Origin of the sequence: Streptomyces sp. NPDC019443 (assembly GCF_044389785.1) — a bacterium.
Lineage (GTDB): Bacteria > Actinomycetota > Actinomycetes > Streptomycetales > Streptomycetaceae > Streptomyces.
On the sequence record NZ_JBIRYJ010000009.1, the window covers coordinates 60,366 to 82,894 of the forward strand.

Genomic DNA, 22,529 nt, shown 5'->3' on the forward strand with positions numbered 1-22,529 from the left:
CTCTCCCGGAGTTGATGTGAACTCACCTGGACCGGCGGGTTTCTACGGTTTCACCGACTTCGCCGGTTGCTCGTACTGCTGCTCCTGGCGCTGCTGCTGTTTCTGCTGCTCGGCCTTCTGCTTCGCCAGCGTGTGCTGGAGGAAGGACCACCCGACGCACCCCGCGCACAAGACGGCCGCGATGGCGATCCCGGCGAACACCTTCCCGAGCCGCTCGTCCGCCGTGCGCCGCGCCCGCTGCGCGCCGAACAGCAGCGCGTCCCTCATCCTGCGCCGGCGTACCGCCACCGACTCCAGCAGCTGGCTGTCGTAATCCCGTGCCATTCGTCGTCCGTCGCCTCAGTCATGGTCAGTGGAACCGCCGGTGATCGGCCGTCACACGTCGGCCGTCGGTCCGAGGGCTCCCGCGTCAGTCTCCGCGCAGTCGGCCCGTCGAGCACCAACAGCCGCTCCGGGACGACATTGTCTGCGAGATCTGCCGCTTTGACGAGACGGCTCCGGGCACGGCGAGATTACGCCGTGCGTACGGCTGCTGGTTCCATGCCCGCGCGCTTGGTCATGGCAGGTACGCCGTCCTTCGTCCGCTGCGGACACGCAGGCCAGGTCGGTCGGCAAACCGCGGTCAACGTGGCTTCGACCATGCGCAAGCTGTGGGCTCGGTGTGCTCCGCAGCCGGCCCCGCGGTTGCCGACTGGGCCCCGCCAGTCCCGGTCAACTCGCCACCGTCACCGTGGTTGCCACGGTGACCGCCACCATCGCCGCCTGCATGTTACGGATCGCGGTCCGGACGCTCTCGCCCGCCCATTGGCCGTCCGCGATCTCCTCCATCCGCGGCGAGACCTCCTTGCGCGACCGGTCGGGAAAGGCGAGGCGGTGCAACTTCGCGGCATGGATCAAGGCGATCAGGCCGGCCGAGCGCTCATCCGGGACGGCATTGTGCAGGACCAGTGCGGCAAGCCGGGCGCGTAGCTCGCGCTCGGTCGTCCCGTCCGCCTCGGGAAAGCGGCGCACCGGGAACACGCCCAGCACCTTGCGCTGTTCCTCGCCCACCAGGCCGCGTTCGCGCAGGCTGTCGATCGTGGCGCTCACAGCCTTGCCGTGGTCCCTCGTCAGCCAGTCCGTGACCTTGGGCGGCCTGCTCTTCTTGGATGCCCAGGCATCGATCAGCTTGAGCCGGTCGTCCAGCAGTCCGATGCCGGTGGGCGTCGTGTCAGTCACTGTCACCCGCCCGCGGTCCACCGAGACGCGACCGGCCATGACGAGTTCGAGCACGATCCCACCCGCGACGGCCCAACCGGCAGACTGCCGCTCTTTCGCCATTCCGGACTCGTCGTCCAGCGAGAGCAACATGATTTCCTCGCCCAGCGTGACCGTCATGCGCCTGTTCCCCCTTCACTCTTACCCGTGATCATTCGGACGTCTGAAACGTGCCGAGAGTTCCCGAGTTGAGCCGAAGAGCGTCGCTGCGATGCACGGGCACCCTCCGCGCGCCCCAACCAGACCACTGGCGCATCCGTAGCGCGAGCGGCATCTGTGCGAGGCGTACGAGGTGGTCGGGGACGACCAGTGGGCCGACAACACCGACTTCCTCGCGCAGGGCCTGGGGCCTTCGGTAAGCGGTGGAATGCGGTTGATTTGCCCGGTGCTCAAGCTCTTGTCGCAGCCCCCGTGACCTGGTTTTGTACCGCAGACGATCTCGAACAGGACAGCCGACGGGCTGCGCGTTCCGCTGTGGGTACGAGGGCGACGATGGGAGCCGTGGCGCCAGTGACAGGGCAGAGAGTACGAGGCACTCTGCCTCAGGGACTTGGTGACGCGATACGTGACACGGCCGAGGAGATCGCCGCGCTGCTGCGCGGCGTTGCCGACACGGGTGTTCCGGTGCCCGGGTGGGAGTGGGGCGTCGGGGCTGCGGCAGCGCATCCGGCGCAGGCCAATGAGCTGATGGCCGACATCGCGGCAGGGCATGAGCGCAGCCACGGGGACGGCACCCCGCAGAGCCTGGCCGCTGCCAACGAGCGCGCGCTCGCCGAGTTCGACGAGCGCGAGGCCGATCCGCTGGCCGGGATGATCGTGACGCAGGCCGTGTGGCGTCCATAGCTGCCACTGCAACGCCATCCGGTGCTGAGCCGGACCCTCTCTCCCTCCGGTGCGCGGCACGTCTTACGCCGCAACGACCGCCTGCGTGCGGTCGCGCGGCCCGAGCTTGCTGAGCACACGGCTGACATGAGTCCTGACCGTCTCCTCACTGACGCACAGCCGAGCGGCGCGGAAGGCGTGGTGGGCGGCTTGCGGCGCAGGCGGGCGAACTCGCCGATGAGGCGGCGGGTGACGGTGCGTGCGAGCAGCGCCTCGCCGGCGGATGGTCGCCGACGAGCAGTACGACACGTCAATGGCGGATTTGACCGAAGCGTCGTCACGGTGCTGGTCCGACGAGATATCGGACCAGCACCAGCACGCTCCCTGAGGGGTCTGCACTCCCCGTCACCACTCCGTGACGGAGCGGGGTGCCTGGCCTTACGACGCGGCGCCGCCGGCTCCTCAGGCGCGGCGCGGTGATCCCGTAGAGGTCCAGGGTGATGTGGCACATCCATCGCCCAGTGACATCGGCCACATGGACTTTTGGCACTTAGGTCGCCGAATAGTAGTTGGCACCTTGGCGACATAGTGACATTTGTCCGTCTTGGTGCAGACATGCCCGGCGCAAGGTTTGGCACCATTCGGCCCGCTCAGCCCTTTCGCCCGTTCATCGAGCGAGCAAGGACTTCTGACGGGGCAACAGAATTTTCCGGAACTCCAGAAGCCGGACCAGCACGCCTGTGCGCCCGTTTCAAGAGCCCTCCGTTACTACGAAGCTAGGTAGTAGTGGCGCTCATTGCCCTTCCCTGACTCCGCTTCTAAGAATGGCGGCCGCAAGGCGTCTCCGCAGCTCAGGCGCAGGATCTGCGCTGAGTCGGCGATACCGGAGGCGCTCCGCGATTTATCGAGCGAGGTCACATGAGGAAGCATCGCAGGAAGACGTACTACCGGCAGATAACCATCGCTGCCGTCGCCGTGGGAGCCGTGGCTGTGCCCTCTGCCGCCATGGCGTGCCTGGACACTCCGGAGAACGCGGGGCGTCAGTCCCACGGCCACTGGAAGAGTGCGAACTCCGAGCAGCGATGGACAGGTGGCCACTGGGGCCAGAAGCGGGCTGCGGGAGCGTCGCAGACGCCCGCTGCGTCTCCAACAGCCCCGAAAACCGCTACGCCCCCAAGCGCACCGAAGACCACCGCGTCTCCAAGCGCACCGAAAACCACTACGCCTCCAAGCGCACCGAAGACCACCGCCCCGGCATCCGGGGCTGCGGCCAGCGTGTTGAAGCTCGTCAACAGCGAGCGCAGCAAGGCCGGATGCTCTCCGCTGACCTTGAATGCGAAGCTGACAAAGGCCGCTCAGGACCACAGTAAGGACATGGCATCCCATCGGAACATGTCCCACACGGGCTCCGACGGATCGTCTCCGGGCGACCGGATCACGCGTGCCGGTTACAGCTGGAGCACCTACGGCGAGAACGTCGCCTACGGCTACGCCACACCCGAGAGCGTCATGGCCGGCTGGATGGGCAGCCCTGGCCACAAGCGCAACATCCTCAACTGTGCGTTCAAGGAGATCGGCATCGGCCTCGCGCAGCCCGGCAATTACTGGACGCAGGACTTCGGAACGGCCCGATAGAGGCACAAGGATCCGCCCACCACTTGCCCCGGCTCACTTCTGCGGGGATGGCGCGCATCCTCCACCGGATGAAAGGCCCCGACCGTCGCCAGTCGGGGCCTTCGTCATCGATGCGTCACAAAAGCGGCGTATGAATGCGAACTGGCCCCTTCGCCTCGCCGGCGCAGACCTCACGACGGCCGGAGGGAGCGGCCCCGGGGAGTCCCCTCAGAAGCCCAAGGGAGTGTCCGGAGCCATATGGTTGGCGATCGAGATCAAGACCGCGGTGCTGGAATTGTCGTCGGCGTTGTTGCCGGTGCCCTGTGTCGCGACCGTCGCGATCGCGATCTTCTTGGAAGGCAGATAGGCGACCGTTGCCTGATAGCCGGCGAATGACGGATTCTGCAGGAGCCAGGTCTTCTGTACGAACACCCCAAGGGCGACGGAGACCGTCGGCGACACCTTGGAGACGGGTGTGATCTGTTCCTTGTACGACTCGGGCGTCAGCAACTTCCCTTCGCCCAACGCCGTCACGGACTTCCCCAGATCCTCCAGTGTTCCCGTCATGATTGCTCCCGGTGCCAGCGTCCATGACGGATTCCAGTAGGTGGAGTCCTCGAATACGCCCCGTTCATTGTCGAAGGCATGGAGCACCGGGGCGGTGATCTCGGCTGTGGACGGGTTTTCGGTCTGGGTCAGGCCGAGGGGCTTCAAGATTTCATTCCGCATCACTTCCGCAAGGGGCTTCTTCTCCACCTTCGAGATGATGTCACCCAGGATCACCCAATTGGCGTGCGAATAGACAAAACCCGTTCCCGGGGGTTTCACGAGGGGCTTGGAGACGGAGATTTTCACCCGTTCTTCCGCCGACCATTGACGGAACGGATTCTTGTAGAGTTCGGCCAAGAACTCAGGATCCCGGACATAGTCCGAGTATCCGGAGGTGGTAGAGGCCAGCATCTTCAGAGTGATCTCGTCCGCGTGCGGAAGGTCGGGGCACCACCGAGAAATCTTGTCGTCGAGCTTGACCTTGCCCTCGTCGACGAGCTTGAGCAATTCGGTCGTCAAATAGGGAATCGCCACCGATCCGATCCGGAAATGCATGTCCGTCGAAACAGGGACGCCCGTCATCGACTCTCCTGAAGCCACGGTCGAAATTCTTTTGCCGTCGACCCATACCCCTGCCATAGCTGCATTGAGTTTGTACTTCTTCAGGGAGTCTTCGACCTGCTTCTTGGTGAAGTCGGCGGTGTCGGCCGGAATGCACGTGCCGCCTTGGGGGATCTGGCCGGACGGACATGACTTCACCGCGCTCTCGGCCTCCGTGAAGGCGCAGCCCGCCAGCGAAGCGCCCAAGAGCAGTTGCAGGCACATGAGGGTGGCCGTCTTGGGTCTACGCACGGTGGAGCCTCCATGCAGGTCGAAGACCGCGATCCCCTATATCGCAATTACGGGCTTTGTCCGCATGCTAACCGGCGACGTCAGACACCGCGCTTCAGACTGCGAGCGGCCCGAGCCCGCGTCCCCGTTGGGGGCGGCCAGGTCCGCAGCCGCGGCGACCGTTGTTCCGGCGGTCGGCCAGGAGTTCCACGGAGGCATCAAGTCCGGCCTTTTCCTGGCCGGTTATGTCGTCGCCGGGGACACGGAGGACGACGTGGCCGCCAATATGGACAAGGTGGCAGCCCGGTTCTCCGGGCAGGCCGGACGGCGTCCCACCGAGCCCATGGGCGGCACACAGTGAGCACACAGAACCCGCTCGTCCCGATCAGCCCGCTCTGCGGTCCGCTGGTCGGCACCGACTGGCTCGCGCCCCGGCTGGGCACGCCGGGGCTGGTGGTCCTCGACGCCTCCGTGGGCGCGCACCGCGGCGCGGCGCATGGGGTATCCCCTGCCCGAAGAGCTTGGGTAAGGATCCCGGGCGCACGGCCCTTCGACATCGACGGGGCACTGTCCGACCATTCCAGCCCGCTGCCCCACACCATGCCCGGAGCCGACCAGTTCACGAAGGAAATGCGCTCCCTCGGCGTCGACGACGCCGACACCGTCGTCGTCTACGACGCCGCGGGCATCTACTCCAGCGCCCGGGCGTGGTGGATGCTGCGGGCGATGGGCTTCGACCGTGCCGCGGTGCTCGACGGTGGCCTGCCCGTCTGGGCCGCGGCCGGGCAGCCGCTTGAGGGCGGCGATCTCGTGCCCGCGTGGCCGCGCGGTGACTTCACCGCACGGCCACGCGCGGGGCTGGTCGTCGGGCGCGGCGAGGTGGTGGCGGCCCTGGCCGACCCGGCCTCGGCCGTCTTCGACGCCCGCTCCCGGGAACGGTTCTCAGGCGCGGCCCCCGAACCCCGCCCGGGGCTGCGCGGCGGCCACATGCCCAACGCGTTGAACCTGCCCTTGGGGGAGATCCAGCACGAGGGCCGGATGCGCCCCGCGCCGGAGCTGCGCGCCGCCTTCTCCGACCTCTCCGGGGGCCGGGAGAAGATGCTCTTCAGCTGCGGGTCGGGCGTCACCGCCTGCATCCTGGCCCTGGGCGCCGAACTGGCCGGGTATCGCGAGCTGTCCGTGTACGACGGATCGTGGAGCGAATGGGGTCTGCCCTCGGACCTGCCCGTCGTGACCGGCGAAGCGGAGAGCGGGGGCCCTGTGCCGTGACGGCATCCCTCTCTGTACGTCGGTGCTGTTCGCCCTGATCACGGTGGCGCCCACCAGATCACCATGAAGCCCGTGCCACCAGGTTCAGGCCGCAGCCGCGAGCGCTGAGGGCCACATGAGTGCAACCACTGCGCCGTCCTGCGGAGCACCAGGCGAGCCTGTTTGGCCGGAGCCGCCCACGTCTATGGATCCTGTTGCTTGATTTCGGTCAATGGCCTTGCTGTCCGATGAGTCGTGGCCCGGGAGTCGTCCGAATCGGGCAGTCGGCGGTGGCACAAGGCCTGCGGCAGTGCCGATTGAGGCAAGGGAGTGATCAGCGCGATGTTGGTAGAGGTGGTGCAGACGGCGGAACTGTTCACCAAAAGGCGCCGAGGACCGGCGGGAGTTGCCGCCAGGCAATAGCCGGCCGCGGAGCCACGGCCTGAAACAGAAACATCCCATGGCCTCTCCGGCACCGGTCGCTCGACTCTGCCTACCCCGACAACAACGAATGATCACTCATCAAGCGCCTTCCGAAGGAGCCCCGAACCGATGCCCAGACGTTCTAGACGGCGTGTTGCCATGGCCATCGCCACCGCGAGCCTGATCGCAGCTGTTCCGCTGGTGGTCGCCGAGCCGGCGTTCGCACAGTACCCGCCGGCCCCAAGTATTCAGATCGACGACGTCACCGTGCCCCCCGGTGACGACATCAACCACACCGCGACCGGCTTCCAGCCTGGCGAAGACGTTCTCGCGCGCCTGTTCCCGGTGGGTGGCGCCGGCGCCGCCGGAGCCGCGGCTGCCCCCCTCACACAGTCCCGTGCCGTGGCCAGCCCCAAGCCCACAGCCACAGCCACAGCCACAGCGACGTACTGCCCCTCACCCGCACCGAGCAACGGGGGTCCCCGGCCCATCGTGGAGCTCGACATGTTCGAGGCCGACGCCTCCGGCAATGTGTCGGGCAGGGTCATCATCCCCGAGGGTGTCCTACCGGGCGCCTACGACTTCCAGCTCGTCGGCCAGGCGTCGGCAATGACTCTGTCCGCCCGGGTGACCGTGCCCCTTGGCGACGGTGACGGCGACGGTGACGGCGACTGCGACCACGGCCGCCCCGGTGACGGCGACGGTGACGACGACCACGGCCGCCCCGGCGACGGTGACGGTGACGGTGACGACGACCACGGCCGCCCCGGCGACGGTGACGACGACGGTGACCACGGCCGCCCCGGCGACGGTGACGGCGACGACGACCACGGCCGCCCCGGCAACGGCAACGGCAACGACGACCACGGCCGCCCCGGCAGCGGCAACGGATCCGGTCACGGCAACGGCTCCTCGGGGCTCGCGGACACCGGTTCCTCGGATGCCACGGTGGCGCTGCTCAGTGCGGCAGGTGGTCTGGTGCTTCTCGGTGGCGGATCGCTGTTGATCGCCAGGCGTCGGCGTACTGACGCTGACCGCGGCTGAGAGGCCAAGGATGGTGTGGTTCCGCCACAAACTCCCGGACAGTGCAGTTCTGTCCTCCTTCACCGGCCTGGTGCGACGGAATCACCGTCGCGCCAGGCCGCTGATGTGGGCGGCGGCATGCCTTCTCCTGGTCGGTTCGGGCTGGGTGCTTGTCACGGGTCTGTACGCCCGCGGCGAGTTGCTCGCGGCCCGGAGCGACCTGGAGACGCTGCGGAACGCGATGACAGCGCCCGCCGCGCAGAACGCGACGGTGAAAGGGGCCACGGACCGCAGGGCCCGCACCGAAGCAGCAGTCCGGTCCGCCGCGGCGCACGCGGCCCGGGCGCATCGGCTCACCACCGGCCCCGCGTGGTCCGTGGCCGCGTATCTGCCCGCCCTAGGAGGCCCGTTCGAGACCGTCCGGGGTACCGCCAAGGCAGTGGACGGTCTGACCGGCGAGGTTCTGCCCGCTGTCGTACGCACCGCCGGCAGCCTCGCCGACGCGGGCGCCGACGGCGGGCATCTGAACCTCTCCGAACTGCGCAGGGCCGCCCCGGCTCTGGGGCAGGCCTCGCACCGGATGGCCGCCAGCCGTACGGAGGTGCGCAGGCTGCCCCGCCGCACCTGGCTGCCCGCCGTGGACCGGGTGCGCGGTCAACTTCTCGGCGGGCTGGACCGGATGGCGCCCGCCGTGGAGGACGCTGCCACCGGCGCCCGGCTCCTGCCGCCGATGCTGGGGGCGGACGGTCCGCGGCGTTACCTCCTGGTGTTCCAGAACCCCGCAGAGTCGCGTGGAACCGGTGGGATGCCCGGTGCCCATGCCGTACTGACGGCCGACCGGGGGGCGCTGGAGCTGACGCATTTCGGAAGCGACGCCGAGATGGTGGGCGCTCGCCCCGAGGTGGACCTCGGTTCCGAATTCGCCGCCATGTACGGACGTGGCGACGCGGTGAACACCTGGGCCAACTCCAACATGAGCCCGCACTTCCCCTACGCCGCGCGGATCTGGTCGGCCACCTGGCTCTACCAGAGCGGCGAGCGAGTCGACGGCGTACTCGCACTGGATCCGGCCGCGCTGGCCCGGCTGCTCGCAGCCTCCGGCCCGGCGCTCACAGCCGACGGAACGGTCGTCACCGCGGACAACGTGGTGGATCTCAGCGAACGAACCAACTACGTGACGCACACGGACCAAGTCAAGCGCAAGGCTTATCTGCTGGACGTGGCCCGAGCCGCCGCCGGGCGGTTGCTGACCGCCGCCGAGGATCCCCAGCGGCGGCCCTCGCTGCTCCTCGGCCTGTACGAGTTGCTGGGCAACGGGCAGGTGACCGCCTGGAGCGCCCACGCGAAGGAGCAGCAGGAGCTGGAATCACGCCCGGTCGGCGGCTCCTTGCCGCGGCGTCCGGAGCCCTACGCCGGGCTGGTGGTCAACAACGCCGCCGGCACCAAGCTCGACTACTACCTCGATCGCACCCTGGACTGGTACCCCGGCCGCTGCACCGCCGACGGCCGCGAGGTCACCGTCAAGGCGGTCTTCTCCAACGGTGCACCGTCCGCAGGACTTCCCGCCTACGTCACCGATCGTCTCGACAAGCCGCCCTATCCGACGCGTCAGGGGGACAACCGCCTGCTGGTCTCCTACTTCGCGACCGGCGGGGCCCATCTGGTCAAGGCTGCCCTCGACGGGCGGCCCGCCCGCCTGACACCGGGTGCAGAGCGCGGCCATCCTGTGTACACGTTCGACGTCGAAGTGCCCGCGGGCAGCAGCCGGACGTTGACGCTGCATCTGCTGGAGCCCCCGGCCGACCACGGACCCGTCGTCTTCCACCAGCGACTGCCACGCCCGCTGCGGGCCAGGGTGCACCCGTCCCCGGGCGGCTGCCCCGGAGCCTGAGCGAGGGCTCTGCCGGTCAGCCCAGCACTGCGGCCGCGATCCGTTCCACGGCTTCGGTGATACGGGCGGCGCATGCCCTTGCCTCTTGCTCGGACGCACCGTACGGATCGGCCAGGTCGTCGTCCCACGATCCCCCTCCGCCCACTCCTCTCCGTGCGGCGGCCCCTTTGGTCAGGGCCTCGGCCCGCTCTGCCGGGTCGGTCAGACCCGCCGCGTCGTCCTCATGCAGCAGCCGTGCGAACTCCCGCAGTGTGAAGGCGCGTCCGAGCCCATGCACCGGGCAGAGCCGTACCGCGGCCTCACGGTGCTCTGTCGCGGCACCCAGAACCAGTGCCGCGCCGCTCACGAGGCCTGCGGTGAGCCTTCGAGCGGCCGCTCCGGTGGGTTCCCCGCCCATCTCGGTGAGCAGGGAGGCGGCGACCGGGTCCATCGGTGTGCCGTTCACCGCGACGGTCCCCGCGCTCGACACCCGGAACTTGCCTGCAGCCGTCGCCAGTCGGAAGGTCAGCAGGCGTTCCGCCAGTGGCGAGCGATGCACGTTTCCGGTGCAGACGACGAGCACGCGGAACGGTTCACGCACGGTTGAGCAGCGGATCACGCCATCACCCACGACGACGGAGCACCGCGAACATGGTGTGTCCGTACTCGCCCCGGGAAGGGAAGCGGCCTTCGGCGGCCAAACGCGCATGACGGCGTTCCGGCATGCGCACCCGGGCAGTGGCGCGGCCCGCCAACTGCGCCACCCATGCACCGGTCACGGGGCGCAGCGCCGTCCGGACGGATCGCTGACGTGCTGCCCTGACCTGAGACAGGGAAGGCGGCTGGTACTCGACCAGGACAAGGTCCATGCCGAGGGCCTCGGCCACGGCGCTGAACTGCCGAGGGCCCCACCTGGAGAGGTGGTGCGGTGGGCAGTCGTTCGGTTCCAGACCCTGGCGGAACCGCTCACGGTTGGGTACGGAGAGGAGGATCTCACCGCCCGGCACCACGATCGCCGCCAGCGCGGTGAGAAAGCCCCGTACGTCCGCCACATGTTCGAGAACCTGGAAAGCGCAGACGACGTCCGCCCGGCCCGGACGGACCTGCGCGTCGGCGCGGACATCGTCCTCACTCACCTTGATGCCGGCCGTACGCAGCAGGTCCGCGGCGTGAGGGTTCTTCTCGAGCGCCTCGACGGAACTGCACCGTGGGAGTACGGAGCGGAGGAAGGCTCCCTCGCCGGAGCCCACTTCGACCACCCGCGCCCCGTTCGCGATCCTTCGCGCGGCTCGATCGAACTCCCAGCGCCACTTCTCGTACCTGATCAAGCCGGTGAAGAGCTGGGAGTAGAAGCCGGAATCGCCTTCAAGCGCGGGGTCGAACCATTCAAGCGCGCAACGACCGCAACGGCGGAGAGCGACCGGTCCGTTCCCGTACTGCGCCATGACATCGTCGGAAAACGACGTGGCCCACTGCTCCGCGTATGCCCGCCATACATCGGAGAGGTGGATGTGAGAAAGCGTATCCGCAGAGGTCGAACCGCAGAGCGGGCAGGGATTCGGGGAAGAATCCAGCACCGGGCAATCCTTTCGGGAGCGTGTCTACGTACGGCGTTCACGAAATCGACGTGCCGCGCCCTGCCGGAGGCCGTACACGAATGCCAGAGGAACAACCAGACCTATGACGCACACAGCCAGCCACTTGCTCCCGATCGTGGGAGTGAGGTGCGGGCTGTGTACAACGGCCACGGCGGCGATGCCGGCGAGCCACACTTGGATTCGCATCATGGCCCTGGCCGGAGAGAGTGGGAAATAGAGCACGACGAGAATGATCAGCATGCATTCAAGCAGGGAACGCTGCCGGTAAAAGGCTCCGCCGAAGGTCGCGATATATGCGGCGGCGTAGGCGGACATCCCCAGGACGGCGGCACGGCCGACCCCCGAGGTGTCCGCCCATGCCCTGCGCAACGCGGTGGGAGCAAGGAAAAGGGAGGCGATCCAGATGATGGTGCCCAGATAGAGCCAACGTTCCGGGACAGCGGTCTCAGGCCCGAACTCCCAGGGGAACGGCCCGAGCAGCAAGGTCACCAGGTACTGAGGATGATTCAGCAGGTTCTCCGAGCCGTATCCCCCGGTGAAGCCGAGACGGGTCCCGCCCACGACCTCCAGACTGTCCACAAGACCGAAGAGCGTCATCAGGCGAGGAAGAATGAAGAGGGCGGCGGCCCCTACGACGATCAGGGAACCCGCCAGGTACTCGCGGCGGAATCTCACCCGGGCCAGCAGAGCAACCCCGAGAAAGAGCGCTGCCGCAGGTCTCAGGTACAGACATGCGTGGATGCTCAGCAGCGTGCCGACACAGGCAATCGAGAAGCGGGCACGCGTCTGTACGAGCAAGGACCACAGGACGAGGCTGGTGATCAGCCCGTCCTTCAGGCCCCAGGCATCCCACAGCAAGAGGGACGGACTCGCGCCCACCATCAGTCCGACGGCGGCGGCGCGCTTACGCCCCCGCCCGGACGTGAGAGCCAGTCCGTACGCGGCGACCGCGCCGGTGGCCGCGAAAAGAGCCAGAACCGTCTTGGCGGCCAGCCACCCACCACCGGTCAGAAATCTGCACAGCGCCATGATCGCCGGATAGCCCCACACCGCAGAACCGACCAGTCCTGAGAGACTGCGCGTATCCAGGGGGCTCCCGTTGCGCCAGGCCACGGCAATCATGTCGCTGGCCGATTTATAGCCTTGGGCATCCGGAAAGAGCGCGTCACCGTTGGTCTGCGAGTGAACGACCAGGACAACACCGACGTGGAGAACCGCCGCTGCCGCGAATACCGCGAGAGCGCCCCAGAACGAACTGCGCCGCGGGCTCTCAGACTTGGAGGGATGAGTGCCGGTGCCGGCTGGTGTCCTGAGCACGGTCGATGCGCGCATGGTCAACCGGCCTCTTTCGATCTGTGCGCTTTGCGCATACCGGCCCTGTGGACTGCGGCCCACTCTTGACTTGTAAGCACGGCCCGAGTACGAAAGCCCCGGTAATGCGAGTCGACCATGGGCCATGAGATTACAGGAGTGAGAAGTTCCTGGGCCCGGCTGACGTTCTGTGTCGCGATATGAGATAACGCTCGATGAACTCGAACGGCGAGAAGTGCGACCGAAGGCCTGTGAAATCTCCGGCTTTGTCGCGCAGTTGACAGCGCTCGCCCTCTATTCAGAATTCCAGGGCCCGGCGGCACGGAGGCAGCGCTGGAAGGCCGGGCACCGGGCCTGCGCCGGTGAACTCGCGGACATGCCGGTATGAGCCGTCTCCCCGGTGCGACATTGAGCGGGGGTCAATGCGCTGCTGCTGGGGAGAGGCGCGTCCAGGGGCCGCTGTCGATGGGACGCAAGGCTGATGCCCTGTCCGGCATTCTACTTCGTTCCACGGACGACATAGAGCCCGCGAATGCGTTCGATCTCGAATTCGCTCAGCCGAAGGTCCCTGCACCAGCGCTCGAGTCGGCGCCGCGGCTGGGGCCGCTCGAATTGAGGCGAGAGCCAGTCGAAGGTGTCCAGGATCGACCAGGTCCGCAAGGTTTCGGTGTCGGTCAACCCGAGGTGGCGGTGATTAGCCACGGGAACCAGTCGGGTCAGATAGTCGCCCACCCGTGGGACTGTGCTGAGGCGCATGGAAACTGGCAGTAGTCGCGGCGTGATGGATTGGACAACGCTATAGAGCTTACATGGAGGAATTCGTTTGGTGACGGGCCGCAGCAGTTGCCGTAGATGCGGATAGGCGACGATCGCCGCGTACACGTCGATGCAGAACTTTCCACCGGGACGCAGGTAACGGAGGATCGTCTTAAAAGTCCGCTCGACGTCAGGCGTGTGCTGGATGACCCCGAGGCAGACGAGGTAGTCGAACGACTCATCCACCAGAGGGAGCTCGTAAATGCTGGCCTGAAGCAGCCGCAGGTTGGCGAATCGGCCATTGGAAGTGGCGTTGGCCTCCACCGCGTTGGAGATGTCGAAAGAGGTTACGGCAGCCCCGGTCTCGCAGAGCACCTCGGTGAAGCGTCCGGCGCCGCTTCCGCACTCAAGAACTTCGCGGCCCTGAAGTTCATCAGCGGTCCAGCCGCTCTCCCGCAGTAGACGATCTCTGGACACGGGGAGCCCCACATACGAGTCAAGCTGGGTAAGCCGATGCACATTCCATTGATACCCGAACGATTTCCCGTAGTTGTCCTCGGGAACGAACCGCGGGATCCCGTCACGCACCGGATAGGTCCGTCCACACCGTTCGCAGGTCAGTGTGGTCTCTCCGTGAAGCCGCGCACGGCAGTTCGGACACTGAAGCGTTTCGAACCAGCAACCGTCCCGGTTCTTCTCCGCGAGGCCGTCGGCCAGTCTCCTGTGCATGCAGGACAAGCTAACTGATCGTTCGCTTTGGGCGGGCAAGGACTCGCGTGTCGTGTTTCTTGCCGCATATTATGCGACGAGTTAGGCATGCAGCCGACTCATGAGATCCGCCAATAGGCATTTTCAGCGGTGCTTCTCCAGGATGAGCACGGCGGCTGTGGCTGACGCGAGCCAGTTTGGCCCGCAGGACCAACCCGCCATCCAGGCCTGACCGCCATGCCGACGGTGCCCTTCAGAAGAGGTCACCGGTTCAGAGCACACCGCGATGTTTCCCGAAAGCAGGGGCGGGCGTTGCGCAGGCAGGCAGGGCTAAATGCCCGCATATGTGTGGTATGTATCTCGGGGCTTTGCGGTCAGCCCGCGAGGCAGTGCACCGGCGAGTGGGAGCCGGCGATGTCGGCGGACGGTCATCCGACGGTGCAACACATGGGGAGCGTTTATGTGCGGTGTAGCTGGAATCGTGTCCACCAGCCCTCCCGATCCCGAACAGGTGCGCGTGATGTGCCGCCGCATCACCCATCGCGGGCCCGACGGAGAGGGCTACCACAGCGACGCCCACGCGGCGCTGGGGATGCGGCGACTCGCCGTCATCGATGTGGCCGGCGGAGGCCAGCCCGTCTACAACGAGGACCGCACCGTCGCGGCAGTCTTCAACGGAGAGATCTACAACTTCGTGGAGCTGCGCGAGCAACTGGTCGCGCGCGGGCACCGATTCGCCACCGACGGCGACACCGAGGTACTCGTCCACCTGTACGAGGAACACGGCGAGGACCTGGTCGCGCACTTGCGGGGCATGTTCGCCTTCGCGATCTGGGACATGGCACGGCGTCGGCTGCTGCTCGCACGGGACCGGGTGGGCAAGAAGCCGCTGTACTACCGGCAGTCCGGGGCCTCACTGGCGTTCGCGTCGGAGCTGAAGGCTCTGATGGCCGACCCGGCGGTGTCCCGTGAGGTGGACCCGGTTGCTCTGCATCACTACCTGACCTACCAATACGTGCCGGCCCCATGGTCGATCTACCGCGGAGTCAGCAAGCTGCCTCCCGGCCACCTGCTGGTCTGGCAGGACGGGGAGGTGAGCCTGCGGCGCTACTGGAGGCTGGATTTCACGCCTCGACCGGTGGGCTGCGAGCGGGAGGCGGCAGAGCAGGCAAGGGAGTTGCTGCTGGATGCAACGCGGGTCCGGATGGTCAGCGAGCGTCCGCTGGGGGCATTTCTGTCCGGCGGCATCGACTCCTCCGCGGTAGTGGCCGCCATGGCCCGGCTCAGCGATCGGCCGGTGAAGACGTTCTGCATCGGATTCGACGACCAGCGCTACGACGAGCGGCCCTACGCGGCGGCCGTGGCCCGCCGCTATGGAACCGACCACCATGACTTCGTGGTGGCCGGTTCGTCCGCGCTGGACGTTCTGCCCACGGTGACCCGGCACTTCGACGAACCGTTCGCCGACTCCTCGGCCCTCCCCTCCTTCTTCGTGGCCGAACTGAGCCGTCGGCACGTGACGGTGGTACTCAACGGCGACGGTGGGGACGAATGCTTCGGGGGCTACCGGCGTTATGCGTACATGAAGAGTGCGGGGCGGATCCGGACCCCGTACCGGCTGAACGGCGTGCTGAACCGACTCGGTTCGGCACTGGCTGAGGGCAATACCCCGCTCGGGCTGCGCAGGTTCGGACGGGGATTGCAACTACTGGCCGAAACACCGCAGCACCGCTACGCCAGCCTGATGTCCTACTTCACCCGGGAGGGCAAGCATGCTCTGTACACCGGGGCGATGCACGAGCAGGTGGCCCACGTCGACAGCTATGAGCTGATCACGGAGGTGTTTGACACCTCCCGTGCCGACGAGGACGTCAACCGGTTGATGGACGTCGACGTCAACACCTATTTGCCGGGCGACCTGCTCGTGAAGGTGGACATCACCACGATGGCGCACTCACTCGAGGCCCGCTCTCCGTTCCTGGACCACCATCTGCTGGAGTGGGCGGCTGGACTGCCCGGCCGGTGGAAGGTCGACGGACAGGTGACCAAGGCACTGCTGAAGAGCGCGATGACTCCGTGGCTGCCATCCGAGGTGCTCAACCGGCCCAAGGCCGGCTTCGCGGTGCCACTGGCGGACTGGCTGCGCTGCGAGTTGCGGCCTCTGGCCTACGATCTGCTGACTGACCACACCGCCCGCGCTCGCGGCCTGTTCCGGCCCGAGGTCGTGCGACGCCTGCTGCAGGACCATGTCGAGGGGCGCGATCGCTCCAGTCGGCTGTGGGCACTGCTGCAGTTCGAGCTCTGGCACCGCACATGCGCCGAGCAGGGGTGGGGGGACACCGCTACCGCCGCCGCCCAACCCGCCCAGGGGTCCTGTGGCTGACACCGCGCGGCAAGTGCTCGGCATGCTGGGCAGCCGGGCCGCGTGCGTGGTGCTGTCCGTGGTCACCAGCGCTGTCATCGCCCGGTCGCTGGAGCCGGAGGGCCGCGGGATCTACTACATGGCGGTCACGGTCGCCACGACCGCCACCATGCTGGGACACCTGTCCGGGGAGCAGGCGCAGAGCGCGTTGTGGACGGACGCCGAGCGCCGGGAGGCGCTCGTCGGCAACAGTGTGCCGCTCGCCCTCGTGCTCGGAACTCTCAGCGGTCTGGCCGCAACCGCCCTGGTGGCCGTGATCGGCCCCGAAACTCTGGACCTGCCGGGGCAGTACCTGGTGATGGTCGCCTGCCTGAGTGTTCCGCTCGGCATCGCGTCGAACTACACCGGCAACATCGCGCTGTTGCGGGGGCGAGTGCGTGTGGCGAACTGGTCGATGCTGGCCGGTGCGCTCGCCCAGTGCGCCGCTGTGGCCGCACTGTCGGCAAGCGAGCGGTTGAGCGTCGTGGCGGCGCTGATCGTCTGGGTCGCCGCCGGGAGTGTCCCGCTGCTGGTGTTCACCGCCGTGGGGGCGGCCTCGGGGCGCCGCCGGGACCTGAAGCTGGCACGCACCACGGTGGCGACTGGCGCTCGTTACCACCTTGGTCCCGCCTCGGTTTTCCTTCTGCTGAACGCCGACATCTACATGCTCAGTGCGTTCGCCGGCGCGCGGGAGGTGGGCATCTACTCGCTGGCGGTCGGCCTGGCCGGGTACAGCCGCATGCTGGCGGATGTCGTCTCCCAGGTGATGCTCAAACGCCAGTTCAACGCAAGCGACACCGAATCCGCCGACGTCACCGTACGGATCACCCGTTACACGATCCTCCTGGCACTTGCCTCGGCGCTGGCCCTTACGCTGGCCGCCCCGGTGCTGGTTTCCGCCGTGTACGGCGCGGCGTACACCGATGCGGTGCCGCTCGTGATGCTGCTCGCTCCCGGCGTGATGGCTCTGGGGGCGAGCCGACTGCCGAGCGCCTACTTGCTGCGGTTGCGTCGCGCACGGCTGGTCGTCCTGCCGTCAGTGATCGCCCTGGCCGTCAACATCGCACTGAACGTGCTGCTGATTCCCGTGTGGGGCGCTGCCGGTTGTGCGCTTGCCTCCTCGCTGGCCTACGTACTGCTGGCCGCCTTTCAGACACGACTGTTCGCCAGGATGACGGGTATCCAGGCCCGGAGGCTTGTCCCCTCCGCCGCAGATCTGCTCGCGCTGCTCACCTCCGCGCGTCACTGCGTTCCCGGCAAGCGCGCCGCGGCGTCTCCGACGCCGGATAGCCGCCACCTGTCAGCCGGACCGCCACCGCTGTGACCATTCACCCGGACGACCGCGCGTCGCGGTTGATATCGGCACAAAAGGTGCTGAGAGCCTGGACAGCAAGAAGAGGCACGCTGTGCCGTGCCTGAACTGCTGGCTGGACGGAGCTGACATCAGTGACTGGATGCCACGACAGCATGGCCGTACCGATCCCCGGGAATGCCACCCGCGATGTCAAGCTGTCCCGAGTGAGTCTGATGATTGGTCAACTGGGGCTGGGCGGTGCCGAGAAGCAGGTGGTGATGCTGGCGCGTGGCCTGGCGGCTCGAGGCATCGAGACCACGTTGCTCCTGCTGTACGAAGGAGGACCACGTGAGGCAGAGCTGTCCGGTTCCGGGGTGACGCCGGTCAGCCTGGGATACCGGGGAATCAACCGGCCATGGGTCCATCCTGTAGCCGCAGCCAAGGACGGCGCAGTCGGAGTGAGGGCGTTCACTCAGCTCGTGACGCATCTGCGCCGCACCCGGCCGCAGGTCTTCCATGCCTTTTTGTTCGACTGCTACATCGCGGCGCCTCCCGCGGCCCGCCTGGCACGTGTTCCGGTGTGCGTGGCCGGGCGGCGCAGCCTGGGCACGTTCAAGGAGGGACGCCGGGGGCTGCTGGCCGTGGAGCGGGCCGCGACTGGCATGACCGACTTCATTGTGGCCAATGCACATGCCGTCGCCGAGCAGGCCCGGCGCCAGGAAGGGCTGCCGCAGGACAAGATCGCCGTCATTCACAACGGAATGGAGGAGCAGGATTTCCGGACGGCCGCTCCCGCCGACCTGTCCACGGATCTGCCGGTGGTGCTGTGCGTGGCCAACCTGCGGACCTACAAGGGCCACCAGTACCTGCTCGACGCCGTCGCCCGGATGAAGCAGCGGGGGCAGCGCTGCACCCTCGTGCTGATCGGGGAGGGTCCCCAGCGACACCCTCTGCAGCAACAGGCCGAGCGGTTGGGCATCGACGTACGCTTTCTGGGCCATCGCACTGATGTGCCCTCTTATCTCGCTCGGGCGGACGTCGTCGTGCTGCCCTCCCTGGAGGAGGGCCTGAGCAACGCGGTCATGGAGGCCATGGCGGTTGGCCGGCCCGTGGTTGCCACCGCGGTGGGCGGAACGCCGGAGTTGCTGCGCGACCGAGGTGTGCTGGTACCCCCAGCGGACACCGAAGCTCTGGCGCAGGGCCTGCAATGGATGCTTACCGACCACGCCGCCGCCGCACGACTGGGGAAGACCGCCCGGGAGTGGGCACTTGAGCACTTGAGTGCGGACACAATGGTGGAGCGGCACATCAGCCTGTACGGGAAACTGCTGGAGCGCAGATCCGTCAGGTGAGCGCGGGAAACAGCCGGGCCGGAGCACCACTGCGGCGGTACACCCGGCGAGGCCGGCCGCCGCCCGTCTGCTGACGTCGGCGGCGCCGGCCAGGCCCGGCAGCACGGATCGAGCGCGGGCACCTCAGCCCGTAACGCTGGTCCCCAGCGCCGCCGCGCTCCGAGCCGCGGGTGACCTCTGTGCGGTGTCCTGATCGGCGATCGAGGCGAAGACGTACTCGTTGCAGCCCAGGCCCCCTCCGCAGGTCTTGAGATGGCGCAGTTCCAGCCCATGGCGCCGGCCCACGCGGAACACCTCTTCCGGAGCGGCGACTTCGAAGGGATAACCTCCGACCCAGTCGATGAGGTCGTACCGGGCGGACATACCGCGAGCACGTCGAGCCTGGCCGCCGACGGGAGGTCGCCCCGTCATGGCCGACTTCAGCAGGGTGACCGCTCGTCGGGGAGCGTTCAGGTACATCCCACTCCCGGCGACCAGCAATCGCCGCGTCACTGGGCCGGAGGAGTTGTAGGTGCGCTTGACATGCCTCCACGCGCGGCTGCTCAGGCCCTGATCGTTGTAGATCGACACATACAACAGCCCTCCGGGGGCGACCAGTCGGCAGACGGTGTCCAACGCTTCCCACAGGGCGCCTGTGTGGTGCAGCACTCCCCAGGAGTAGACGATGTCGAACTGTCCGAGGCGGGAGATCAGGGAGGAATCCAGCACCGAACCGTGCTCCACCCGCCAGTCGCTGTCGGGCGCGTACCGTTCACGCAGCTGCCTGGTCGTCTCCACCGCGTCGGGGTCGAAGTCGAAGGAGTGGACCTTCGCACCGAGTTGGAGTGCGGCCAGCGAGAACAGGCCGCTGCCGCAGCCGATGTCCAAGAACGTGCGCCCGGCGAGATCGCCGGTTCCCAAGGCCGCCACGAGGGACTCGCGAGCCGCAGCGATACGGTCCTCGTCGACCAGCCTGCTGAACCTCTGCCAGTTGCGGCCGAAGGCGAAGCGCTTGCCTTGCTCTACCTCGCTGGAGCAGTCGATCACCTCATGGTCTCCTTCCTCCTGGGAGCGCATGTACCGCGGTTTCCGGCGAACGTGCGTACTGACGCGGTATATCAGACGCCGGCCGGGAAGAGCGTCGACGCTGCGGTGGTGGAGGAAAGAATCGACCGAATACCGGGCTCTCGGCGATCCTTCCACGGCCCTCGAAATATTTCCGAGAGGGTTGTCCAAAGCAGCGGACACATACTTCGCGCCCTTGACGGATACCAGAGTGTGTTCGGCTTAATATCTGGCACATGTCGACCGCCACGTACCGAACCACTGGTTTCGGCATCCCACGCCTGCGCGTGATGAGAGTCATCACGCGAATGAATATCGGCGGTCCGGCAGTCCAGGTATCCGCTCTCCTGCGAGGGCTGGATCCCGAGCGATTCGACCATCACCTGATCTCCGGATTTGTGGGTTCGGGTGAGGCGGACTATCTGGATCAGCGGGCACCCGACCTGCCGGTCCATCGGCTCGAAGGGCTGGGACGGGCTGTGCGGCCCACGGATGATGTGCGCTGCCTGTTCGAACTGGCGGCAGCCATGCGCCGATTCCGGCCCCATATCGTCCACACGCACACAGCGAAAGCGGGCGCACTGGGGCGGGCGGCTGCCGTGCTGGCGCGGGTCCCCTCACGGGTGCACACTTTTCACGGCCATCTCCTGCATGGCTATTTCTCCCCGGCGAAGACTCGCGTCGTGGTGCAGACCGAACGCAGGCTTGCAGCCCTCTCCGATCGGTTGGTTGCCGTGGGCAGCCGAGTGCGGGACGACCTCGTCGCCGCCGGCATCGGAAAGGCGGGCCAATACACGGTCGTGCCGCCCGGCACCACGCTTGCAATCGCACCGGAGCCCGCCGCCGCCCGGCGACAGCTCGGACTCCCGCAGGGCTGTCCCGTGGTTGCCTATGTGGGACGAATTACCGGAATCAAACGCCCCGACCGCTTTCTCGCCGTGGCCCGCGAAGTGCGCCGTACCGTGCCCGCGGCGCATTTCGTGGTGTGTGGATCGGGCGACTTCCAACCGGATCCGGAGGCGGTCACCGATCTCGGCGACTCGCTCCACCTGCTGGGCTGGCGCGCAGACGTGGAGACCGTTTACGCGGCGGCCGACCTGGTGTTGCTGACCTCGGACAACGAAGGCATGCCCGTCAGTCTGATCGAGGCCGGCCTGGCGGGGCTGCCGGCGGTGGCCACGGACGTCGGCAGCGTCGCGGAGGTCGTACAAGACGGAACGACGGGGCTCCTGGCAGGCCTGTCGTCCGGTGAACTCGCTCGCCACACGGTGACTCTTCTGCGCGACGGGGAACTGCGCCAGGAGATGGGTGCACGAGCACGTACGTTCACCACCCAGCGCTTCGGCGAGGAACGTCTGGTGGCCGACACGCAGGCTCTCTACACCTCCATCGCCGTCGCCCGCGGATGGTGGACCGCATCCCGTTCGAAAGGTGAGCACTCTTGAACGTCCTTGTTACCGGAGGCGCCGGCTTCATCGGCGCCAACCTTTGCCAAGAGCTTGCGTCGCGTCCGAATGTGGGCAAGGTCATCGCTCTCGACGACCTGAGCACAGGTTCCGCAGCCAACCTGGCGGGAGTCGACGCGGAGCTGATCGAGGGCAGCATTCTCGACCCCGACCTCCTCGAAAGCGTCGTCGCCAGAGTGGACGCTGTCGTCCACCTCGCAGCCCGCCCGTCTGTGCCGCGCTCTCTGGCCGACCCGGTCGCCAGTCATAACGTCAACGCGACCGGGACGGTGTACGTCCTCGAGGCATGCCGACGCAGAAGCGTCTCGGTGGTGGCCGCCTCGTCCTCCTCGGTCTACGGTGCCGTTCCCGTACTGCCGAAACACGAGGACCTGCCGACTCAGCCCCTGAGCCCCTACGCCGCGAGCAAGCTCGCCACCGAGTCCTACGTCCTTGCCTACGGCGCCTCGTTCGACCTGCGGGTTCTGGCGTTCCGGTTCTTCAACGTCTACGGGCCGTTGCAGTCAGCCGGCCATGCCTACGCCGCCGTGATCCCGGCCTTCATCGACGCCCTGCTGCGCGGCACGCCCATGAGGATTTTCGGCGACGGACTGCAGACGCGGGACTTCACCTATGTCGGAACCGTCGTCAGGGTGCTGGCCGATGCGGTCCTGCGCAAGGTCACGTACCCCGGTCCGGTGAACCTGGCCTTTGGTACGCGGGTGCCTCTCATCGACCTCGCCCAGCAGCTCGCGGAAGTCGTGGGGGCTCCGGCCGACATCCGGCACGAGGCGGCGAGGGCGGGAGACGTCCGCCACTCCCAGGCCGAGGACGGTCTGCTGCGCGGGCTCTTCCCCGACGTGGCCCAAGTCCCGCTGGCGCGTGGACTGGCCGAGACGGTGCGCTGGTTCCGTACCCTGCCCGAGTATGCGGCGCTGCCACCTGCCGAGCCGCTCTCGGTGGAAGTCGGCTGACGACAGAGC

Annotated in this window: 19 protein-coding genes and 1 pseudogene; 11 read left to right on the top strand and 9 right to left on the bottom strand. The window is 67.3% G+C overall.

Going from position 1 to position 22,529, the window contains the following annotated elements; genetic code table 11:
- Window positions 1–42: 42 nt before the first annotated feature.
- Window positions 43–324, bottom strand: a complete 282-nt coding sequence (locus ACH492_RS25975; RefSeq protein WP_398990090.1) for a hypothetical protein — start codon at window positions 322–324, stop codon at window positions 43–45.
- A gap of 387 nt (window positions 325–711) precedes the next feature.
- Window positions 712–1,377 carry a GPP34 family phosphoprotein gene (locus ACH492_RS25980; RefSeq protein ID WP_398990091.1) on the bottom strand — a complete coding sequence of 222 codons (666 nt, stop codon included), beginning with the start codon at window positions 1,375–1,377 and terminating at the stop codon, window positions 712–714.
- 390 nt (window positions 1,378–1,767) lie between these two features.
- Between ACH492_RS25980 and ACH492_RS25985 the strand changes: the two genes are divergently transcribed.
- Window positions 1,768–2,100, top strand: a complete 333-nt coding sequence (locus ACH492_RS25985; protein WP_398990092.1) for a hypothetical protein — start codon at window positions 1,768–1,770, stop codon at window positions 2,098–2,100.
- 63 nt (window positions 2,101–2,163) lie between these two features.
- Here ACH492_RS25985 and ACH492_RS25990 read toward each other — a convergent pair.
- Window positions 2,164–2,378: pseudogene (locus ACH492_RS25990) on the bottom strand (LuxR C-terminal-related transcriptional regulator); the annotation flags it as partial.
- Between the two features lie 619 nt (window positions 2,379–2,997).
- On the opposite strand from ACH492_RS25990, the gene ACH492_RS25995 reads away from it, so the two are divergent.
- Window positions 2,998–3,714, top strand: coding sequence for a CAP domain-containing protein (locus ACH492_RS25995; protein ID WP_398990093.1), 717 nt, complete (start codon window positions 2,998–3,000; stop codon window positions 3,712–3,714).
- Window positions 3,715–3,921: 207 nt separating this feature from the next.
- On the opposite strand, the gene ACH492_RS26000 is transcribed toward ACH492_RS25995, so the two are convergent.
- Window positions 3,922–5,094, bottom strand: a complete 1,173-nt coding sequence (locus ACH492_RS26000; protein WP_398990094.1) for a serine hydrolase domain-containing protein — start codon at window positions 5,092–5,094, stop codon at window positions 3,922–3,924.
- 64 nt (window positions 5,095–5,158) lie between these two features.
- Between ACH492_RS26000 and ACH492_RS26005 the strand changes: the two genes are divergently transcribed.
- From ACH492_RS26005 to ACH492_RS26020, 4 genes are all read left to right on the top strand, one after another.
- A complete protein-coding gene (locus tag ACH492_RS26005) occupies window positions 5,159–5,434 on the top strand; it encodes a hypothetical protein (protein ID WP_398990095.1) in 276 nt (91 codons plus the stop codon).
- On the top strand, window positions 5,431–6,342 hold the full coding sequence (locus tag ACH492_RS26010) for a sulfurtransferase (RefSeq protein ID WP_398990096.1): 912 nt from the start codon (window positions 5,431–5,433) through the stop codon (window positions 6,340–6,342). Before ACH492_RS26005 ends, ACH492_RS26010 begins: the two co-directional genes overlap by 4 nt.
- A gap of 531 nt (window positions 6,343–6,873) precedes the next feature.
- Window positions 6,874–7,788: an LPXTG cell wall anchor domain-containing protein gene (locus ACH492_RS26015; protein ID WP_398990097.1), complete on the top strand. Its 915-nt coding sequence runs from the start codon at window positions 6,874–6,876 to the stop codon at window positions 7,786–7,788.
- Between the two features lie 10 nt (window positions 7,789–7,798).
- Complete coding sequence (locus ACH492_RS26020) at window positions 7,799–9,658, top strand: DUF4012 domain-containing protein (RefSeq protein ID WP_398990098.1); 1,860 nt, start codon at window positions 7,799–7,801, stop codon at window positions 9,656–9,658.
- 16 nt (window positions 9,659–9,674) lie between these two features.
- Here ACH492_RS26020 and ACH492_RS26025 read toward each other — a convergent pair whose 3' ends face one another.
- The 4 genes from ACH492_RS26025 to ACH492_RS26040 all read right to left on the bottom strand — a co-directional run bounded on the left by ACH492_RS26025 (window position 9,675) and on the right by ACH492_RS26040 (window position 14,031).
- Window positions 9,675–10,238, bottom strand: a complete 564-nt coding sequence (locus ACH492_RS26025) for a low molecular weight phosphatase family protein (RefSeq protein ID WP_398990099.1) — start codon at window positions 10,236–10,238, stop codon at window positions 9,675–9,677.
- Window positions 10,239–10,260: 22 nt separating this feature from the next.
- Complete coding sequence (locus tag ACH492_RS26030) at window positions 10,261–11,082, bottom strand: class I SAM-dependent methyltransferase (protein ID WP_398990100.1); 822 nt, start codon at window positions 11,080–11,082, stop codon at window positions 10,261–10,263.
- Window positions 11,083–11,238: 156 nt separating this feature from the next.
- Entirely contained in the window at window positions 11,239–12,693 is a 1,455-nt protein-coding gene (locus ACH492_RS26035; RefSeq protein ID WP_398990101.1) for a hypothetical protein, read from the bottom strand.
- A gap of 351 nt (window positions 12,694–13,044) precedes the next feature.
- Entirely contained in the window at window positions 13,045–14,031 is a 987-nt protein-coding gene (locus tag ACH492_RS26040; RefSeq protein ID WP_398990102.1) for a methyltransferase domain-containing protein, read from the bottom strand.
- 439 nt (window positions 14,032–14,470) lie between these two features.
- On the opposite strand from ACH492_RS26040, the gene asnB reads away from it, so the two are divergent.
- From asnB to ACH492_RS26055, 3 genes are all read left to right on the top strand, one after another.
- Window positions 14,471–16,393: an asparagine synthase (glutamine-hydrolyzing) gene (gene asnB / locus ACH492_RS26045; protein ID WP_398990103.1), complete on the top strand. Its 1,923-nt coding sequence runs from the start codon at window positions 14,471–14,473 to the stop codon at window positions 16,391–16,393.
- The gene (locus ACH492_RS26050; protein WP_398990104.1) at window positions 16,386–17,735 is read left to right on the top strand and encodes a lipopolysaccharide biosynthesis protein; all 1,350 of its coding nucleotides are present in this window, start codon (window positions 16,386–16,388) and stop codon (window positions 17,733–17,735) included. The genes asnB and ACH492_RS26050 overlap by 8 nt, the downstream gene beginning before the upstream one ends.
- Before the next feature lie 203 nt (window positions 17,736–17,938).
- A complete protein-coding gene (locus ACH492_RS26055; RefSeq protein ID WP_398990294.1) occupies window positions 17,939–19,057 on the top strand; it encodes a glycosyltransferase in 1,119 nt (372 codons plus the stop codon).
- Window positions 19,058–19,180: 123 nt separating this feature from the next.
- Here the strand turns inward: ACH492_RS26055 and ACH492_RS26060 are convergent, their stop codons facing one another.
- Complete coding sequence (locus ACH492_RS26060) at window positions 19,181–20,113, bottom strand: class I SAM-dependent methyltransferase (RefSeq protein ID WP_398990105.1); 933 nt, start codon at window positions 20,111–20,113, stop codon at window positions 19,181–19,183.
- A gap of 224 nt (window positions 20,114–20,337) precedes the next feature.
- Between ACH492_RS26060 and ACH492_RS26065 the strand changes: the two genes are divergently transcribed.
- Both ACH492_RS26065 and ACH492_RS26070 read left to right on the top strand, forming a co-directional pair.
- A complete protein-coding gene (locus tag ACH492_RS26065; RefSeq protein ID WP_398990106.1) occupies window positions 20,338–21,546 on the top strand; it encodes a glycosyltransferase in 1,209 nt (402 codons plus the stop codon).
- The gene (locus tag ACH492_RS26070; protein WP_398990107.1) at window positions 21,543–22,520 is read left to right on the top strand and encodes an NAD-dependent epimerase/dehydratase family protein; all 978 of its coding nucleotides are present in this window, start codon (window positions 21,543–21,545) and stop codon (window positions 22,518–22,520) included. Before ACH492_RS26065 ends, ACH492_RS26070 begins: the two co-directional genes overlap by 4 nt.
- The last annotated feature ends 9 nt before the right edge of the window (window positions 22,521–22,529 follow it).

What these genes read in the sequence shown, in the direction of transcription:
- ACH492_RS26065 (WP_398990106.1), top strand. Translation starts at nt 20,338, where the DNA reads ATGTCGACCGCCACGTACCGAACCACTGGTTTCGGCATCCCACGCCTG.
- ACH492_RS25975 (WP_398990090.1), bottom strand. Translation starts at nt 324, where the DNA reads ATGGCACGGGATTACGACAGCCAGCTGCTGGAGTCGGTGGCGGTACGC.
- ACH492_RS25995 (WP_398990093.1), top strand. Translation starts at nt 2,998, where the DNA reads ATGAGGAAGCATCGCAGGAAGACGTACTACCGGCAGATAACCATCGCT.
- ACH492_RS26015 (WP_398990097.1), top strand. Translation starts at nt 6,874, where the DNA reads ATGCCCAGACGTTCTAGACGGCGTGTTGCCATGGCCATCGCCACCGCG.
- ACH492_RS26040 (WP_398990102.1), bottom strand. Translation starts at nt 14,031, where the DNA reads ATGCACAGGAGACTGGCCGACGGCCTCGCGGAGAAGAACCGGGACGGT.
- ACH492_RS26030 (WP_398990100.1), bottom strand. Translation starts at nt 11,082, where the DNA reads ATGGCGCAGTACGGGAACGGACCGGTCGCTCTCCGCCGTTGCGGTCGT.
- ACH492_RS26005 (WP_398990095.1), top strand. Translation starts at nt 5,159, where the DNA reads ATGCTAACCGGCGACGTCAGACACCGCGCTTCAGACTGCGAGCGGCCC.
- ACH492_RS26035 (WP_398990101.1), bottom strand. Translation starts at nt 12,693, where the DNA reads ATGGCCCATGGTCGACTCGCATTACCGGGGCTTTCGTACTCGGGCCGT.
- ACH492_RS26055 (WP_398990294.1), top strand. Translation starts at nt 17,939, where the DNA reads ATGATTGGTCAACTGGGGCTGGGCGGTGCCGAGAAGCAGGTGGTGATG.
- ACH492_RS25980 (WP_398990091.1), bottom strand. Translation starts at nt 1,377, where the DNA reads ATGACGGTCACGCTGGGCGAGGAAATCATGTTGCTCTCGCTGGACGAC.
- ACH492_RS26060 (WP_398990105.1), bottom strand. Translation starts at nt 20,113, where the DNA reads ATGCGCTCCCAGGAGGAAGGAGACCATGAGGTGATCGACTGCTCCAGC.
- ACH492_RS26020 (WP_398990098.1), top strand. Translation starts at nt 7,799, where the DNA reads ATGGTGTGGTTCCGCCACAAACTCCCGGACAGTGCAGTTCTGTCCTCC.
- asnB (WP_398990103.1), top strand. Translation starts at nt 14,471, where the DNA reads ATGTGCGGTGTAGCTGGAATCGTGTCCACCAGCCCTCCCGATCCCGAA.